Annotated in this window: 16 protein-coding genes; 9 read left to right on the forward strand and 7 right to left on the reverse strand. The window is 66.7% G+C overall.

Annotated features, from left to right (window positions below; all coding sequences use genetic code 11):
- Nucleotides 1-10 precede the first annotated feature (10 nt).
- The 7 genes from pknB to LGT36_RS11770 all read left to right on the forward strand — a co-directional run bounded on the left by pknB (nucleotide 11) and on the right by LGT36_RS11770 (nucleotide 7,516).
- Nucleotides 11-2,146, forward strand: a complete 2,136-nt coding sequence (gene pknB / locus LGT36_RS11740; protein WP_370634294.1) for a Stk1 family PASTA domain-containing Ser/Thr kinase — start codon at nucleotides 11-13, stop codon at nucleotides 2,144-2,146.
- A 179-nt stretch (nucleotides 2,147-2,325) separates the two neighbouring features.
- Nucleotides 2,326-3,408, forward strand: coding sequence for a polyprenyl synthetase family protein (locus LGT36_RS11745; RefSeq protein ID WP_226264569.1), 1,083 nt, complete (start codon nucleotides 2,326-2,328; stop codon nucleotides 3,406-3,408).
- A complete protein-coding gene (locus tag LGT36_RS11750; RefSeq protein WP_226096215.1) occupies nucleotides 3,405-4,301 on the forward strand; it encodes a phytoene/squalene synthase family protein in 897 nt (298 codons plus the stop codon). The genes LGT36_RS11745 and LGT36_RS11750 overlap by 4 nt, the downstream gene beginning before the upstream one ends.
- Nucleotides 4,298-5,989, forward strand: a complete 1,692-nt coding sequence (gene crtI, locus LGT36_RS11755) for a phytoene desaturase family protein (RefSeq protein WP_226096216.1) — start codon at nucleotides 4,298-4,300, stop codon at nucleotides 5,987-5,989. Before LGT36_RS11750 ends, crtI begins: the two co-directional genes overlap by 4 nt.
- Nucleotides 5,986-6,312 (forward strand): lycopene cyclase domain-containing protein, encoded by a 327-nt coding sequence (locus LGT36_RS11760; protein ID WP_226096217.1) that lies wholly within the window; start codon nucleotides 5,986-5,988, stop codon nucleotides 6,310-6,312. The genes crtI and LGT36_RS11760 overlap by 4 nt, the downstream gene beginning before the upstream one ends.
- A complete protein-coding gene (locus tag LGT36_RS11765; RefSeq protein WP_226096218.1) occupies nucleotides 6,309-6,641 on the forward strand; it encodes a lycopene cyclase domain-containing protein in 333 nt (110 codons plus the stop codon). The genes LGT36_RS11760 and LGT36_RS11765 overlap by 4 nt, the downstream gene beginning before the upstream one ends.
- The gene (locus tag LGT36_RS11770; protein WP_370634295.1) at nucleotides 6,638-7,516 is read left to right on the forward strand and encodes a prenyltransferase; all 879 of its coding nucleotides are present in this window, start codon (nucleotides 6,638-6,640) and stop codon (nucleotides 7,514-7,516) included. Before LGT36_RS11765 ends, LGT36_RS11770 begins: the two co-directional genes overlap by 4 nt.
- A gap of 6 nt (nucleotides 7,517-7,522) precedes the next feature.
- Here the strand turns inward: LGT36_RS11770 and LGT36_RS11775 are convergent, their stop codons facing one another.
- From LGT36_RS11775 to LGT36_RS11785, 3 genes are read right to left on the reverse strand one after another with little or no spacing between them, the layout of a single operon-like run.
- Entirely contained in the window at nucleotides 7,523-8,146 is a 624-nt protein-coding gene (locus LGT36_RS11775; protein WP_226096219.1) for an aminodeoxychorismate/anthranilate synthase component II, read from the reverse strand.
- Entirely contained in the window at nucleotides 8,146-8,307 is a 162-nt protein-coding gene (locus LGT36_RS11780) for a hypothetical protein (protein ID WP_226096220.1), read from the reverse strand. Before LGT36_RS11780 ends, LGT36_RS11775 begins: the two co-directional genes overlap by 1 nt.
- Entirely contained in the window at nucleotides 8,304-9,122 is an 819-nt protein-coding gene (locus LGT36_RS11785) for a class E sortase (RefSeq protein WP_226096224.1), read from the reverse strand. Before LGT36_RS11785 ends, LGT36_RS11780 begins: the two co-directional genes overlap by 4 nt.
- A gap of 150 nt (nucleotides 9,123-9,272) precedes the next feature.
- Between LGT36_RS11785 and LGT36_RS11790 the strand changes: the two genes are divergently transcribed.
- Complete coding sequence (locus LGT36_RS11790; protein WP_226096226.1) at nucleotides 9,273-9,521, forward strand: cell division protein CrgA; 249 nt, start codon at nucleotides 9,273-9,275, stop codon at nucleotides 9,519-9,521.
- Nucleotides 9,522-9,653: 132 nt separating this feature from the next.
- Here the strand turns inward: LGT36_RS11790 and LGT36_RS11795 are convergent, their stop codons facing one another.
- Nucleotides 9,654-10,274 carry a rhomboid family intramembrane serine protease gene (locus tag LGT36_RS11795; protein WP_226096228.1) on the reverse strand — a complete coding sequence of 207 codons (621 nt, stop codon included), beginning with the start codon at nucleotides 10,272-10,274 and terminating at the stop codon, nucleotides 9,654-9,656.
- A 163-nt stretch (nucleotides 10,275-10,437) separates the two neighbouring features.
- Nucleotides 10,438-10,977: a peptidylprolyl isomerase gene (locus tag LGT36_RS11800; protein ID WP_226096230.1), complete on the reverse strand. Its 540-nt coding sequence runs from the start codon at nucleotides 10,975-10,977 to the stop codon at nucleotides 10,438-10,440.
- 141 nt (nucleotides 10,978-11,118) lie between these two features.
- Between LGT36_RS11800 and LGT36_RS11805 the strand changes: the two genes are divergently transcribed.
- Nucleotides 11,119-12,162: a hypothetical protein gene (locus LGT36_RS11805; protein WP_226096232.1), complete on the forward strand. Its 1,044-nt coding sequence runs from the start codon at nucleotides 11,119-11,121 to the stop codon at nucleotides 12,160-12,162.
- 60 nt (nucleotides 12,163-12,222) lie between these two features.
- Here the strand turns inward: LGT36_RS11805 and LGT36_RS11810 are convergent, their stop codons facing one another.
- Both LGT36_RS11810 and LGT36_RS11815 read right to left on the reverse strand, forming a co-directional pair.
- On the reverse strand, nucleotides 12,223-12,834 hold the full coding sequence (locus tag LGT36_RS11810; protein ID WP_226096234.1) for a manganese efflux pump MntP family protein: 612 nt from the start codon (nucleotides 12,832-12,834) through the stop codon (nucleotides 12,223-12,225).
- Between the two features lie 268 nt (nucleotides 12,835-13,102).
- Nucleotides 13,103-14,035 (reverse strand): aldo/keto reductase family oxidoreductase, encoded by a 933-nt coding sequence (locus tag LGT36_RS11815; RefSeq protein WP_226096236.1) that lies wholly within the window; start codon nucleotides 14,033-14,035, stop codon nucleotides 13,103-13,105.
- Nucleotides 14,036-14,038 lie beyond the last annotated feature (3 nt).

Genomic DNA, 14,038 nt, shown 5'->3' on the forward strand with positions numbered 1-14,038 from the left:
GGCAAGGAACATGATGAACGACGAACCACAGCTCCTAGCGGGCCGATACGAGGTCGGCGACCTCATCGGTCGCGGCGGGATGGCCGAGGTACACATCGGCTATGACACGCGCCTCGGCCGCAACGTCGCCATCAAGATCCTGCGCGCCGACCTCGCGCGTGACCCATCCTTCCAGACGCGTTTCCGCCGCGAGGCGCAAGCGGCCGCCGGGCTCAACCATCCGTCGATCGTTGCGGTATACGACACCGGCGAAGACCACCGGCGCAACGAACAGGGCGCCATCCAGGCCGTCCCCTTCATCGTCATGGAGTACGTCGAGGGCCACACCGTCCGCGACATCCTCAAGGGCGACGTCGCTGCGCCCATCGATGAGGCCGTCGAGATCACCCAGGGGGTCCTGTCCGGCCTCGACTACGCGCACCACGCTGGGCTCGTGCACCGCGACATCAAGCCAGCCAACGTGATGCTGACGCCCACCGGCGCGGTCAAGGTCATGGACTTCGGGATCGCCCGCGCCCTCGCCGACGTCGGGCAGACGATGACGCAGACGCAAGCCGTCGTCGGCACGGCCCAGTACCTCTCCCCAGAGCAGGCGCGCGGCGAGAACGTCGACGCCAGGTCAGACCTGTACTCGACTGGTTGCCTCCTCTTTGAACTCCTGACGGGCAGGCCTCCTTTTATGGGCGACTCGCCCGTGTCGGTCGCGTACCAGCACGTGCGCGAAGAGGCGCCCAGGCCTTCTCAGTTCGCTTCTGACGTGCCGGCGGAGCTCGACGCCGTGGTCGCCAAGGCCCTTCAGAAGGATCGCAACGCGAGGTACTCCTCGGCACAGGAGTTCTCGGCCGACCTTCAGCGCGCGATGGGCGGGAGCCCAGCCCCCACCACGGGTGCCACCGCCGTTGGCTCCGCCGCGTGGGGCGTCGGCGCCGCTGGCGTTGCTGCCGCGGGGGCCGCCGCCGCTGGCTCCGACCACGACTTCACTCCTGGCACGGACGCGACGTCCATCATGCCCGGCGAGCCAGCTCCGCGGCCGCATCCCCCGACGACGGGCGCCACGGCGGTCATGCCTGCTTCGGCTGGCTGGGGAGCCGTCATGGGCGGCCCCCCAGGGCCTCCTCCATCGGTGTCGCCTCCTGTGACGGGAACGATCGTCACTGACGACGAGCTGGTGGAGGATGACTCTCGCAAGCGGCTGATGATTCAGATCGGCATCGCCGCTGCTGCTGTGATCGGCCTGATTCTGGTGATTTGGGCACTGTTCTCGATGCTCGGCAATGAGGGTGGCGAGCCTGAACCCACGGCGGAACTCGTCACGATCCCGATTCTCGAAGGCGTCGATCGCGACACCGCCCAGACCCGACTCGAGGCCCTTGGCCTGACACCAGTGTTCGAAGAAGAATTGTCAGAAGAGATCGAGTCAGGTCGCGTGATTCGCACCGACCCTGAGTCCGGCGAGAAGGTGGACCCTGCCACCGACCCAGAGGTCACCGTCTACCTCTCGAGCGGCCCAGACGAGATCGAGGTGCCGGAGGTTCGCGGCATGACTCAAGAGGATGCGGTCACCGCTCTCGAGGACGCGGGGCTCGAGGTATCCACCGTCGAACCAGATCACGACCCCGACATCGCTGCCGACCGCGCCTCCAAGACGGAACCCGCCGCTGGGACCGTTGTTCCCGTCGACACGGGCATCACGCTGTACATCTCCGATGGCAAGGTGGAGTTGCCCGAACTGCGCGGCAAGACCGAAGGCGAGGCTCAACAACTCCTCGTGGAGCTCGGACTGATCGGAAACCTTCAAGACGTCGAGACGACCGAAGTGGACCCCGGCACCGTGTTCGAGCAGGACCCGCTGCCTGGCCTGGTCGACCAGGGCTCCACGGTGACCATCAAGGTTGCCAAGGCGCCCACCACAGTCGAAGTTCCCAACGTTGTCGGAAGCTCTCAGGCGCAGGCCATGAGCGCCCTGAATAATGTGGGGCTCAAGAGCAGCGTGACGGAAGAGAACCACCTCACAGTGCCCGCTGGCCAGGTCATCTCCCAGAACCCCTCTGGTGGCATCAAGGTCGCGATCGGCACCACCGTGAACCTCGTGGTGTCGAAGGGGCCGCTTCCGGTAACGACGGAGCCGGCACCCCCGGGCCCTTAGCAGCCTCGGGCATCGTCCCCTCTTGAACACCAGGGACGATGCCCGCGTAGCATGGGAGACGGAGCAAGGGAGCCGCCCATGCAGTCGAGTACGAGCGAGTCAGTGCGCGGCGCCCGCGCGAGCGCACTTCCGCGCCGTGCGGGAATGACTGCGGGTTCGTCAGCGTCTTATCAGGCACTATGACCGCGCTGCTGACCACCGACGCCCTGCAGGACTACGTCTCCGAGCGCCTCGGCGCGGTTCAGGCCGCCCTTGATGACCATGTGATCGCGGCGACAGCCGAGCTCCCGGCGGCCGGTCCCGACTATCGCAACCTGTGGCAGACGCTCGGCGTCCAGTTCGGCGGCGGCAAGAATCTGCGGCCCTCCCTCACCCTTGCCGCGTACGCCGGGCTCGGGGGGGAGGACGACGAGGCAATCCTGCCGGTAGCCGCGGCCATGGAGATGCTGCACCTCGCGATGCTGGTCCACGACGACGTCTTGGACCACGACGAGGTGCGCAGGGGCCGCGCCAACGTGGCAGGAACGAGGCGCGCGGAGCTCGCGAACTCCCGGCTCAGCCCCACGCAGGTGGACGACCACGTGCTGGCCGCAGCGTTGCTCGGTGGAGACCTCGCACTGTCTTCCGCCTACGACCTGATCTCGCGAGCGCCCCTGCCTGCGCACCATCGGCTCGCGTGTCTCGACCTGGTGACCAGGGCCATCCGCACCACCATCGCGGGTGAGCTGCTGGACATGTACGGCGACCTGATCGACCCTGCCGAGGCGAACTCACTGCTCGTGGCAGAGCTCAAGACGGCGACCTACTCATGCGTGGTGCCGCTTCGGGCAGGGGCACAACTCGCCGGCGCAGACCCCACCATGGTGAGCCACATGGAACGACTGGGCGCCTCGCTCGGCTTGTCCTTCCAGTTGGTTGACGATGACCTCGGTGTGTTCGGTGACCCCGCCGTCACGGGCAAGTCGGTGCTGTCTGACTTGCGAGCTGGCAAGCGGACCGAGTTGCTGCGGTTGGGATTCCACGCGACGGACGACGCCGGACGCCAGGTCTTGCGCGAAGCCGTGGGTAACCCTGAACTCGACGAGGACGGCGCTGCGGCGGTGCGCGCCATACTGGTGGATTCGGGCGCGAGGGACCGCTCCCTCAAGGTGGCCCGCCAGCACGCCAGAATCGCGCGTCGCATCGCGTCGGAGCGCATCTCTAAGCCACTGTCCGGCTACCTCATTGGCCTGATCGACTCGCTCGAGGAGCGCTCGTCGTGAACGCCCACGGGGGGCGTGCTCACCACGACAACACCACGTCGCTTGCCCTCTATGACCAGACCGCGCAGGCAGCGGCCGCGACGGTGCTCGCGAAGTATTCGACCTCCTTTGGCGCAGGCACCAGGCTTCTTGGTCGCACGATGCGCACTCACATCCGGTCGATCTACGCGATGGTGCGCGTCGCTGACGAGATCGTCGACACGTACAGGGGAGAAGACGCCCGCGCGATGCTTGACAGCTTTGAGGGCGAGGTGAACGCGGCGCTCGACAGCGCATTCAGCGCGAACCTTGTGGCACACGCCTTCGCCTTGAGCGCCAAGCAGGTGGGGATAGGCAGAGACCTCACCGAGCCGTTCTTCGCCTCGATGCGCATGGATCTCGACACCACGGCGCACACGCAAGCAAGCTTCGACCGCTACGTCTATGGCTCGGCTGAGGTCATCGGCGAGATGTGCCTCGCCGTGTTCCTCAACTCGTACACCGGGCCGCGCGAAACTCCCTCAGAGGTGCGGGAGGGCGCAAGGCGGCTGGGGGCGGCCTACCAAAAGATCAACTTTCTGCGCGACCTCGCGATGGACGACGGCGAACTGGGGCGCTCGTACTTTCCTGGCGTCACCGTTGCTACCCTCGACGACGTCACCCTGGCCACCCTCGTGGACGATTGCCGCGCCGACATCAGGGCGGCGGAGGCGTGCCTGCCGGCGCTGCCAAGGCGCGCACGCATCGGCGTCACCACCACCATCGACATCTACTCACGGTTGCTGCGCAGGATCGAGCGCACTCCAGCGCAACAACTGTGCACTACCCGCATTCGCGTAGCCAACCCCGTGAAGGCTGCCTACGCACTGCGCAATGCGTGTCCGTGGGTCAGTGCTACCAGGAGGGTCGCATGACCGCCCCACATCCCCCGCACATCGTCATCATCGGCGGCGGCATCGGCGGTCTCGCGACCGCAGGGCTGCTCGCTCGAGGTGGCGCCGCCGTGACCCTCTTGGAACGTCACGCCAGCGTCGGCGGGAGGGCCGGCCAATGGGTGCACGACGGCTACACGTGGGACACGGGACCCTCGTGGTACCTCATGCGTGAGGCTTTCGATCAGTACTTCGCGCTCATGGGGACGTCTTCCGACGAGCAACTCGATCTCATCGACCTTGACCCGCGCTATCGCGTGTTTTTCGAAGACGACGACGCCGCAGGTGCTGGCGAGGTGCTCGACGTGGTGGCCGATCCTGACGCCAACTACGCGCGCTTCAACGAGATGTCTCCCGGCGATGGTGACGCAATGCGCGAGTACGCGCGGGAGTCGAAGGAGTTGTACACCCTCGCGCTGCAGCGGTTCCTCTACACGACGTTTGAGCGGGTCGACAAGGTGCCCAACGCCACCGTGCTGACCCGTCTGCCGATGCTCGCCTCCCTGCTCACGCGTTCCCTCGGCTCCAAGGTTGCCGGCAAGGTGCGCGACGAAAGACTCCGCAAGATCCTTGGCTTCCACGCCGTCTTCCTCGGATCCTCTCCCTCGCGCGCGCCATCGCTGTTCTCGCTCATGAGCCACCTCGACCTGACCGACGGCGTTCGCTACCCGCGCGAGGGCATGTACCAGGTGATTCGCGCGATCGAGGCGCTCGCTGTCACGCACGGCGCGCACATCAGGACGGGCACCAACGTCACCAGGATCGTGGTGGGCGACGACGGCCTGGCTACTGGCGTCGAGCTTGAAGGGGGCGAGGTCATTGACGCCGACGCGGTGGTCTCCGGCGCCGACATGCACCACACCGAGACGGCACTCCTTGAGCCCCAGCACCAGTGGCAACCGGAGCGGCGCTGGGCGAAGCGTCAGCCGGGCGTGAGTGCCCTCCTCGTGTACGCAGGGGTGCGGGGAGAGGTCCCTCAGCTCGCCCACCACAGCCTGTTCTTCTCCCGCGACTGGGAGGCCAACTTCGACGCCATCGTCGGCGGTGGGGAACTCAAGCCTCCCTTCCCCGCCTCGGTGTACGTGTCGCGCGTGACCGCGACCAACCCCGATGCCGCGCCAACGGGCCACGAGAACCTCTACATGCTGGTGCCTTTCCCCGCCGATCCCGAGTTGGGCGCCACCCCAGCAAGCCGCGCGCAACTCGAGGAGTACGCGTGGCGCTACCTCGACCAAGTCGCCGCATGGGCGTCGATCCCTGACCTACGCGAGCGCACCACCCTGTACAGGATCACCGCGCCGTCGGACTTCGCCACCGAACTGAGCGCTTGGCGCGGCACCGCACTCGGCCTCGAGCACACCGTGCGCCAGTCCGCCGTGTTCCGGCCAGGAAATGTCTCACGCAAGGTGCCCAACCTGATGTACGTGGGCGCCTCCACCGTGCCCGGCATCGGCATGCCGATCTGCCTCATTTCTGCCGAGCTCGTGGCCAAACGGCTCCTGGGAGCGACCACCGTGTCGCCTTTGCCGACGCCGGCGCCGCCAGGATTCCTAGCCCGCTCCCGCAAGCGTGGCGTGTTGGGCGACATCGCCCGCCGCGCCGCCGCGCCCGGCTCACCTGGTGCGCAGGCGGACGACGCTGGCGCGGCCGCTACCTCGGAGCGCGCGTGAGTTTCGCGTACCTTGGCGCGTTGCTCGTGAGCATCGCCGGCTTGGGATTCCTCGACGCGCGCTACAGGGTCGCAGTGTTTGCCGAGCCCAAGCGGGCCCTTGCCACCATTGGCATTGCCGTGCTCGCGTTCCTCGCATGGGACCTCGCAGGGGTGGGACTCGGCATCTTCTTTCGCGGCGACGCCGAATACATGACCGGCGTACAACTCGCGCCGGAGGTACCGCTCGAGGAACTGTTCTTCCTGATCCTCTTGACGTATCAGACGCTGCTGCTGTGGCGAGCGCTCGAGCGCCAGCGCGAGCGCGCGGGGGGCGCCGCATGACGTACGTGGTCCTGTCCGCTGCGGTCTTGGCGATCATTGCGGCCGTCACGGTGCCGACGCTGCGACGACTGCCATTGCGGCCGCTCGTGATCACGGCGCTGGTCTTGATCGCACTCACGGCAGTGTTCGACAACATCATCGTGGGCGTTGACCTGGTCGCGTACGACGAATCGAAGATCTCTGGTGTACGCGTTCCCATCGCCCCGATCGAGGACTTCGCGTACACGCTGGGCGCCGTCATGCTCGTGCCAGCGCTGTGGACCTGGCTCGGCGGACGTCGGGGCACATCCCGCGGGCTGGACCCGAGCGAACGGGGGCAGGACTCGTGATCGCGAGCATCATCCGCGCCTCCAGGCCGGTCAGCTGGATCAACACCGCCTTCCCCTTCGCCGCCGCCTACCTCTTGGTCGAAGGCTCGATCGATGCCCGACTCATCGTCGGCACCCTGTTCTTCCTCATCCCGTACAACCTGCTGATGTATGGCGTCAACGACGTCTTCGACTACGAGTCGGACCTGCGCAACCCGCGCAAGGGCGGCATCGAGGGCGACGTGGTGCGCGACAGGGACGCCGCGCGGCGCATCCACAAGGGCATTCTGTGGGCCTCCGCCATCACGGTCCTGCCTCCGCTCGCATGGCTGCTCACCCAAGGCTCGGTGGCTTCATCCGTATCGCTCCTGGCCGTCGTGGCCGGCGTGCTGGCCTATTCCGTACCGGTGCTGCGGTTCAAGGAGCGACCGTTCCTCGACTCGCTCACCTCGGCACTGCATTTTGCGGGCCCCTTGCTCTACGGGCTCGTCCTCACGGGAGCCGAACTGACCGCGAGGGGAGTGTGGCCCATCTGGGCGGCGTTCATTGCATGGGGCATGGCGAGCCACGCCTTTGGCGCGGTGCAAGACGTGCGGGCAGATCGCGAGGGGGGCATCGCCTCGATCGCTACCGTGATGGGCGCGCGAGTCACCACGTGGTTCGCCTTGGTCATGTACCTGGCCGCAAGCGCCGTTCTGCTCGTGCTGCCGTGGCCTGGCGTGCTCGCCGCGGCGCTCCCGCTCGCTTACGTGGCTTCGGTAGCGCGGTTTGTCCGCATCACTGACCAAACGTGCGAAGAAGCGAACAGGGGTTGGCGCACCTTCCTATGGCTCAACCAGCCCGTCGGCTTCTTGGTGACGATGCTGTTGATCGTGACCGCAAAGGGCTGGCTCTAGCGACGCCTACTTGGTGACGAGAGGCGACAGGCCTTCAGACCGGCCGGCGGGGTCAGGCATGCCGCACGCCTCAAGCCAGTTGGCCAGCAGGCGGTGGCCGCCCTCGGTGAGGACCGACTCCGGGTGGAACTGGACGCCGTGGAGCGGGAGCTCGCGGTGTCGGAGCCCCATGATGATCCCGTTGGCCGTGGTCGCCGTGACCTCGAGCTCCGCCGGCACGGTGGGAGTCTCCACCGCAAGCGAGTGATAGCGCGTCGCCGTGAACGGCGAGGGAAGGCCGTCCAACACGGACGCGCCCTCGTGAGACACCAAGGATGTCTTGCCGTGCATCAGCTCGGGCGCATGGGAGACGACGCCCCCGAACACCTCTGCGAGCGCCTGGTGTCCCAAGCAGACTCCCAGCATCGGAACCCCCGTTGCCGCGCAGGCGCGAATGACGTCCATCGACGAACCGGCGTCGGCCGGGGTGCCGGGCCCAGGCGAGACCAAGACGCCATCAAAGGAAGAGATCACGGAGAAGTCGACGGCGTCATTGCGCACCACGACCGTCTCGGCACCCATCTGGCGCAGGTATCCGACGATCGTGTACACGAACGAGTCGTAGTTGTCGATCACGAGAATGCGTGTCATCAGCCGTCCACCGTCTGTTCTTGGAAGGGAAGGATCGCGGAAACGAAGGGGAAGACCCATTCGAACAGCACGAGCACGACGAGCGCAAGGGCCAGTGCGGCCTCGATGGCCCGCAACCACACCGGGCCAGGCAGGTGCCTCCAGATCCAGGCGTACATCATGCGCCCTCCACGATCTCGCTCGGGTAGCCGTGACCGGTTGGCGCCCAGTACTCGAGTTGTCCGTAGACCACGTAGCGCTGCTCGGCCGAATAGCGGGGGTGGCACGTCGTCAGTGTGATCGAGGCGGCGGTGGGTGCCACGCCAGGCTCGCGCGGGGTGGGGGCGATGGCCGCCGTGTACGTGGGCGCGACGATCTCGGAATCCGTCACCCGGTAGACAAACCACGCAGCCTCCGTCTGCACTACCAGGGCGTCCCCCACCTCCAGCTTCTCGATCGAGGTGAAAGGCTTGCCGTACGTGGTGCGGTGACCGGCCACGGCAAAGTTGCCGACGGCGCCTGGCATGGCCGTGTCGGAGTAGTGGCCGATGCCGAGGGAATCGAGCACGCGGGCGCGATCCGTCCCTTCCGAGATCGGCTTGACGTAGTCGTAGCCCCAACGAGGCACGTGCAATGCCCCGAACGTCGTCGCCTCCGCCTGGCTTGCCAGGACGGGCGCGCCGTCGGGGGAGTACACCTTGAGCTCGTCGGGGATGAGTTGGACGATCGTGGGCGCTTCGTCAGCAGCGCCGGCGTCGCCAGAAGCCTCGACGCGTGCAGTCTCAGGGAACGCAAGGTCGTCGAGCGCGGCCGCCTGGGTGCGCCCCGACTGGACGTCCGTATAGAACAACTGCCACACCACAAACAGGCCCAGCACCACTCCGACCGTGACGAGAGTCTCGCCGATCACGACGAAGGCCCGATCGACGGCACTGCGCTCTGGGCGCGCGGGGACCGGCGTCGGGGAGTCGACGGCGGGGGGACGATGCACGGTCATGGCACCTTAAGAGTACGCGAGCCTGCTTCCCCTAGCCGTTCCCGCGTGTGCCTGCGATGGTGGCACAGAGGCCGACGCCCGGTACGCTGGGCGCAATCGGTCGCCACGCGCGCGCCGCACCACCATGTTGAAGTCGTCCAGGAGGGCACAATGGCCGTCTCGAAGAAGCGCAATAAGTCAAACGCCTACAAGGTTCCGCGCAGCGCAACCAAGCCGCCGTCTGACAACCCCAAGTGGCTCGTTCCCGCGTTCTCCACGCTGCTGCTGCTGGGGCTCGGGTGGATCCTCGTGTACTACATCTCTCGCGGTCAGTACCCGCTCGAGATTGGCAACGTCAACATCTTCATCGGCTTCGCGATGCTGCTGGCAGCCATGGGATTGCTCACCCGCTGGAAGTAGACCGCGCACTCTAGCTGAGTTACACCGCTGTAGTTCTCCCCAGAGATTTCCACAGTCGGGGGAAAACTACACCGGTGTCATTTCCCTCATCACGGCGCCGCTTCTGCCGATAGGGCTCATGGGGCCACGCGTCTATCGCGAGGCGCGCGAGAACGGCGATTGGCCCACGAGCCGCAACATGACCGCCATGGTCGCCGCGCCAAGCACCAAACCGCCGATGTGCCCTTCCCACGAAATGCTGGGCAGGAAGAAGCCGACGGCGAGCCAGATGCCCGCTGTCGCCGCCATGCTCTGCCATGGCAGCTTCAGCTTGTAGAGCAGCAGGCCGTAGGCCCCAAAGAGCCCGAAGACCGCGCCGGACGCTCCCACGTGGAGCGAGTTGGGAGAGGCCAACAGCTGGATTGCCGCTGACCCTCCGAGCAGGGACACCCCGTAAAGGACCCCGAATCGGAGGCGCCCCATCACTTGCTCCAGTTGGCTGCCGAACTGGTAGAGCACGAACATATTCAGGCCGATGTGCCACAGGCTGCCGTGCACAAAGCCGGAGGTCACCCACCGCCACGGCTCTTGTCCGGCCATCGCTGGCCAGAGTCCATACGTCGCTTGCCAACTGAACAGTCCGGCGCCCATGCCATAGACATAGAACGCGACGTTCGCGGCAATGATGCTGATGGTGACGTAGGGGCGTCCCAACGCGCGGGGGAACCCCAGACCGGTGCGCGCGCCACGCGCCGCCTGATTGGCGGCGCGCACGCAATCGACACACATGACGCCGACGGGCGCCGGCACCTGACATTGCGGGCACGTAGGGCGCTCGCAGCGCTGGCACCGCACATAACTGACTCTGTCAGGATGCCGAGGGCACACGGGGGGTGCCGCCTCCGGCGCCCCCTGCGTCGGCTCGCTCACGCGGTGGCTACTCCTCGATCGAGACGCCCGTGATCATCACGTCGTCCTGGGGGCGGTCGCCACGGCCAACGGGCGTGGTGGCGATCTTGTCGACCACTGCGCGCGACTCGTCGTCGATGACCTTGCCAAAGATGGTGTGCGCGCCGGTCAGGTGCGGGGTGGGGCCCACCGTGATGAAGAACTGTGAGCCGTTGGTGCCGCCGGGCTTGCCGGTAATCGGGTTGAGGCGCTTTCCCGCATTCGCCATCGCGAGCAGGTACGGCTCGTTGAAGGCGAGTTCTGGGTGGATCTCGTCGTCAAAGGTGTAGCCGGGGCCGCCGGTACCGGTGCCGAGCGGGCAACCGCCCTGGATCATGAAGCCGTCGATGACGCGGTGGAACACGAGGCCGTCATAGAACGGCTCGTTGCTCGCCTCTCCCGTGGCCGGGTCCTTCCACTCCTTGGCGCCCGTCGCGAGTCCCGTGAAGTTCGCGACAGTGACGGGGGCGTGGTTCGGGAACAGTTCGAGGCGAATGTCACCGGCGGTGGTCTGCAAGGTAGCGATCATGCCGCCATTGTGTCATGCCGACCGCAGCGCATCAGGGCTGGTGCCGTGGTGTTCGCTGGTGGCGCAGGGAACATCCGAGCCTCGCACATCCTTCACCTAAGTGGCAGGATGGAAAGCAGCACCACGACCAAGGAGGCCGCAATGCAGAGACGTTGGGACGAAATCGACGTGGACAAGTACCGCAAGCAAGCATTCGAGGCGGCTGAGTCGGCGCGCGAGGCAGCCGAGCATGCAGCCGACGCCGCGAGCAAGGCCGCCCGGACGGCCAAGCAGTGGGCCGGGCCCCGCGCAGAGCGCGCCAAGGACTGGGCTGCACCCCGCGTGGGAGACGCCAAAGACTGGGCCGCGCCACGAGCGGAGAAGGCCAAGCGCGCCGCTGCTCGCAAGGCAAGCCCCTATGTACACAAGGCGGGCGACACCGCTGGCCACTGGGTGGACGTCGCACGGGGCGCGATCGTTGGAGCTGCGATCCCCGCGGTGGTTTCCGCGATCGACCGTGCTGGCGAAGAGGAGCCCCAGAAGCACGGTGGCGGCGCGTGGGGCAAGGTGCTCGTCCCCGTGCTGGTCGCTGGCGCAGCAGGCGCAGCGCTCGTCATGTGGGCGCGTCGTGATCGCGGTAGGGACGACTGGGCCGGCGACGATGACTGGGAGTTCGCTGGCGACGAAGGCGACTTTCAGGCCAAGCTCCGGCGCGACGTGAACCGGGCTGCCGACTCTGCGGCCGCTGCCGCAAAGAAGGCGGCCACCGCGGTCGCCGCGGCGGCAGGCACCGTGAGCGAGAAGGCGGGTCCCGCCTACGAGAAGGCGCGTGAGACGGCGACGGCAGAGGCGAAGAAGTTCGCCGAGCAGAGCCAGCCTTACGTTGACAAGGCGAAGGACACCGCGGCGAAGGCTCGCGACGCGGCTCAGCCCGTGATCGACAAGGCCAAGGACGCCGCGACTCCTGTGGTGGACCGCGCGAGGTCGACCGCGTCGGCCGAGGCTCAGCGCGTGCGCGACGGTGTCATTACCGCCCGCTCTCGTGCCGCCTCCGGTCTGGCGGACACTCTTGACGACGCCGAAGACGTCTGGGAGGACGACGGGGCGGACGACGCTCCGGCCAAGAAGGCTCCGGCGCGGCGGACCACTACGGCAAAGAAGTCGCCGGCCAAGCCCGCTGTCGCAAAGAAGACAGACACCAAGTAGTTCTTAAGGCGCGGGGAGCGATTCCGATGGGATCGCTCCCCGCGCTTTGTCATGTGTGGCTCATGCGCCGACGAGGTGCTCGATCAGGATCTTCACCCCGATGCCGATCAACACCAGGCCGCCGAAGAGTTCGGCCCACGCGCCGAGATGCCGTCCGGCGTGGTGTCCCAGGCGCACGCCCGCGAGCGAAAGCGCGGCGGTGATCACGGCGATCACCACCGCTGCCTGAGCGATGTTGACGTCGAGCACGGCGAGCGAGATCCCCACCGCAAGAGCGTCAATGCTCGTGGCGACCCCGAGCGTCAGCAGTTCTCGTTTGCGCAGGACGAGCGTGGACGCCTCGGGCCTGGCCGAGTCGGGTGTCGAGGCCTCCGGCGCCGACTGCGCCTCTTCCCGCGAACCCACGCGGGCCTCCCACACCATCTTCGCGCCGATCGCCGTCAGCAGGCCGAAGGCGAGCCAGTGATCGAAGGCCGCGATGGGCCCGGAGAAAGCGGATCCAAGCGCCCAGCCCATCACGGGCATGAGCCCCTGGAAGAGCCCGAACGTCAGCGCGATCGCGAGAGAAGGCGCCCATCGGAAGTGCCGCATCTGGAGGCCCTTGCTGACGGACACCGCAAAGGCGTCGGCCGCGAGGCCCACGGCGGTGAGCAGCAGGATGATGAATGACATGGGTCTCGCCTTCGGTGTCCGGTGGACCGTGCCGAGGCGGGGGTGACGTGGGGTCGCTTCGGCACGGCGTCGTGCCGAAGGTCTCGCTCACCCGGATGAACCGGGAAGCACGCCGGGCGCTATTGAGGCGCCAGTATGTCGACGTACTTCGGGCCCTTGCGGGCCGCCAGGAGCTACTCCCCTTCGTTGGCAGTCATTGTGGCACACGTGCAGTTGAGCAGGCGAGGCCTTTGGGCCCCGCCCGCTCAACCGTCCACGAGAGAGCCGCCTACGGAACGGTGTAACCGGCCGCCCTGAACATCTCGTACCACTCGGCGCGGGTGAGCTCCACGCCTGAGCCCCTGGCGGCGGCGGCCACGCGCTGAGGCGTGGTGGTACCCAGCACCACTTGCCACTTCGCCGGGTGACGCAGGATCCACGCGGTCGCGATCGCGATGGGCTCCACTCCGTACTGTGCCGCGAGGCGGTCGATGACCTCGTTGAGTTGCGCGTACTCGGGGTTGCCCAAGAACACGCCCGTGAAGAATCCCGCCTGGAACGGCGACCAGGCCTGCAGCGCGATGTCGTGCAGGTGGCAGTAGTCGACCGTGCCGTTGTCGCGCGCGATGGACTGATCAAGAGCCTGCATGTTGTTCGCCACGCCGTGCGCCACCGCCGGGGCGTGGGTCACGGACATCTGGATCTGGTTGGCCACGATCGGCACGTTCAGGTGCTTGCGGAGTAAGTCCATCTGGCCAGGCGTCTGGTTGGAGACACCGAAGTGGCGCACCTTGCCTGACGCCTTGAGGTCGTCGAAGGCACGCGCGACCTCCGCAGGCTCCATGAGGGCGTCTGGGCGGTGCAGCAACAGGATGTCGATGTAGTCAGTGCCGAGAGCCTCGAGCGAGCCCTCCACCTGGCCAATGAGCCTTTCGTAGGAGAAGTCGAAGGACGGGTTCTCCTTGACGATGCCGGCCTTGGTCTGGATGACCAGCTGCTCGCGCTGCGAGGAGGTGAGCTGCATCGCCTCAGCAAATCGACGTTCGCAACCGTGATAGCCGTCGCCGTAAACGTCGGCATGGTCCATGAAGGTGATGCCCGCGTCGAGCGCGGTGCCGACCAGTTCGCGGACTTCATCGTCAGTCTTCTCTTGGATGCGCATGAGCCCGAGAATCACCTCGGGCACCACCAGGTCGGTGCCGGGAAGAGTGAATGTCTTCATGCC

Source organism: Demequina sp. TMPB413, assembly GCF_020447105.2.
Classification (GTDB): domain Bacteria; phylum Actinomycetota; class Actinomycetes; order Actinomycetales; family Demequinaceae; genus Demequina.

Bases quoted from the DNA above. Each gene is read 5' to 3' on its own strand.
- LGT36_RS11790 (WP_226096226.1), top strand. From the start codon at position 9,273: ATGGCCGTCTCGAAGAAGCGCAATAAGTCAAACGCCTACAAGGTTCCG.
- pknB (WP_370634294.1), top strand. From the start codon at position 11: ATGATGAACGACGAACCACAGCTCCTAGCGGGCCGATACGAGGTCGGC.
- LGT36_RS11775 (WP_226096219.1), bottom strand. From the start codon at position 8,146: ATGACACGCATTCTCGTGATCGACAACTACGACTCGTTCGTGTACACG.
- LGT36_RS11815 (WP_226096236.1), bottom strand. From the start codon at position 14,035: ATGAAGACATTCACTCTTCCCGGCACCGACCTGGTGGTGCCCGAGGTG.
- LGT36_RS11780 (WP_226096220.1), bottom strand. From the start codon at position 8,307: ATGATGTACGCCTGGATCTGGAGGCACCTGCCTGGCCCGGTGTGGTTG.
- LGT36_RS11785 (WP_226096224.1), bottom strand. From the start codon at position 9,122: ATGACCGTGCATCGTCCCCCCGCCGTCGACTCCCCGACGCCGGTCCCC.
- LGT36_RS11800 (WP_226096230.1), bottom strand. From the start codon at position 10,977: ATGATCGCTACCTTGCAGACCACCGCCGGTGACATTCGCCTCGAACTG.
- LGT36_RS11810 (WP_226096234.1), bottom strand. From the start codon at position 12,834: ATGTCATTCATCATCCTGCTGCTCACCGCCGTGGGCCTCGCGGCCGAC.
- LGT36_RS11805 (WP_226096232.1), top strand. From the start codon at position 11,119: ATGCAGAGACGTTGGGACGAAATCGACGTGGACAAGTACCGCAAGCAA.
- LGT36_RS11765 (WP_226096218.1), top strand. From the start codon at position 6,309: ATGACGTACGTGGTCCTGTCCGCTGCGGTCTTGGCGATCATTGCGGCC.
- LGT36_RS11745 (WP_226264569.1), top strand. From the start codon at position 2,326: ATGACCGCGCTGCTGACCACCGACGCCCTGCAGGACTACGTCTCCGAG.
- crtI (WP_226096216.1), top strand. From the start codon at position 4,298: ATGACCGCCCCACATCCCCCGCACATCGTCATCATCGGCGGCGGCATC.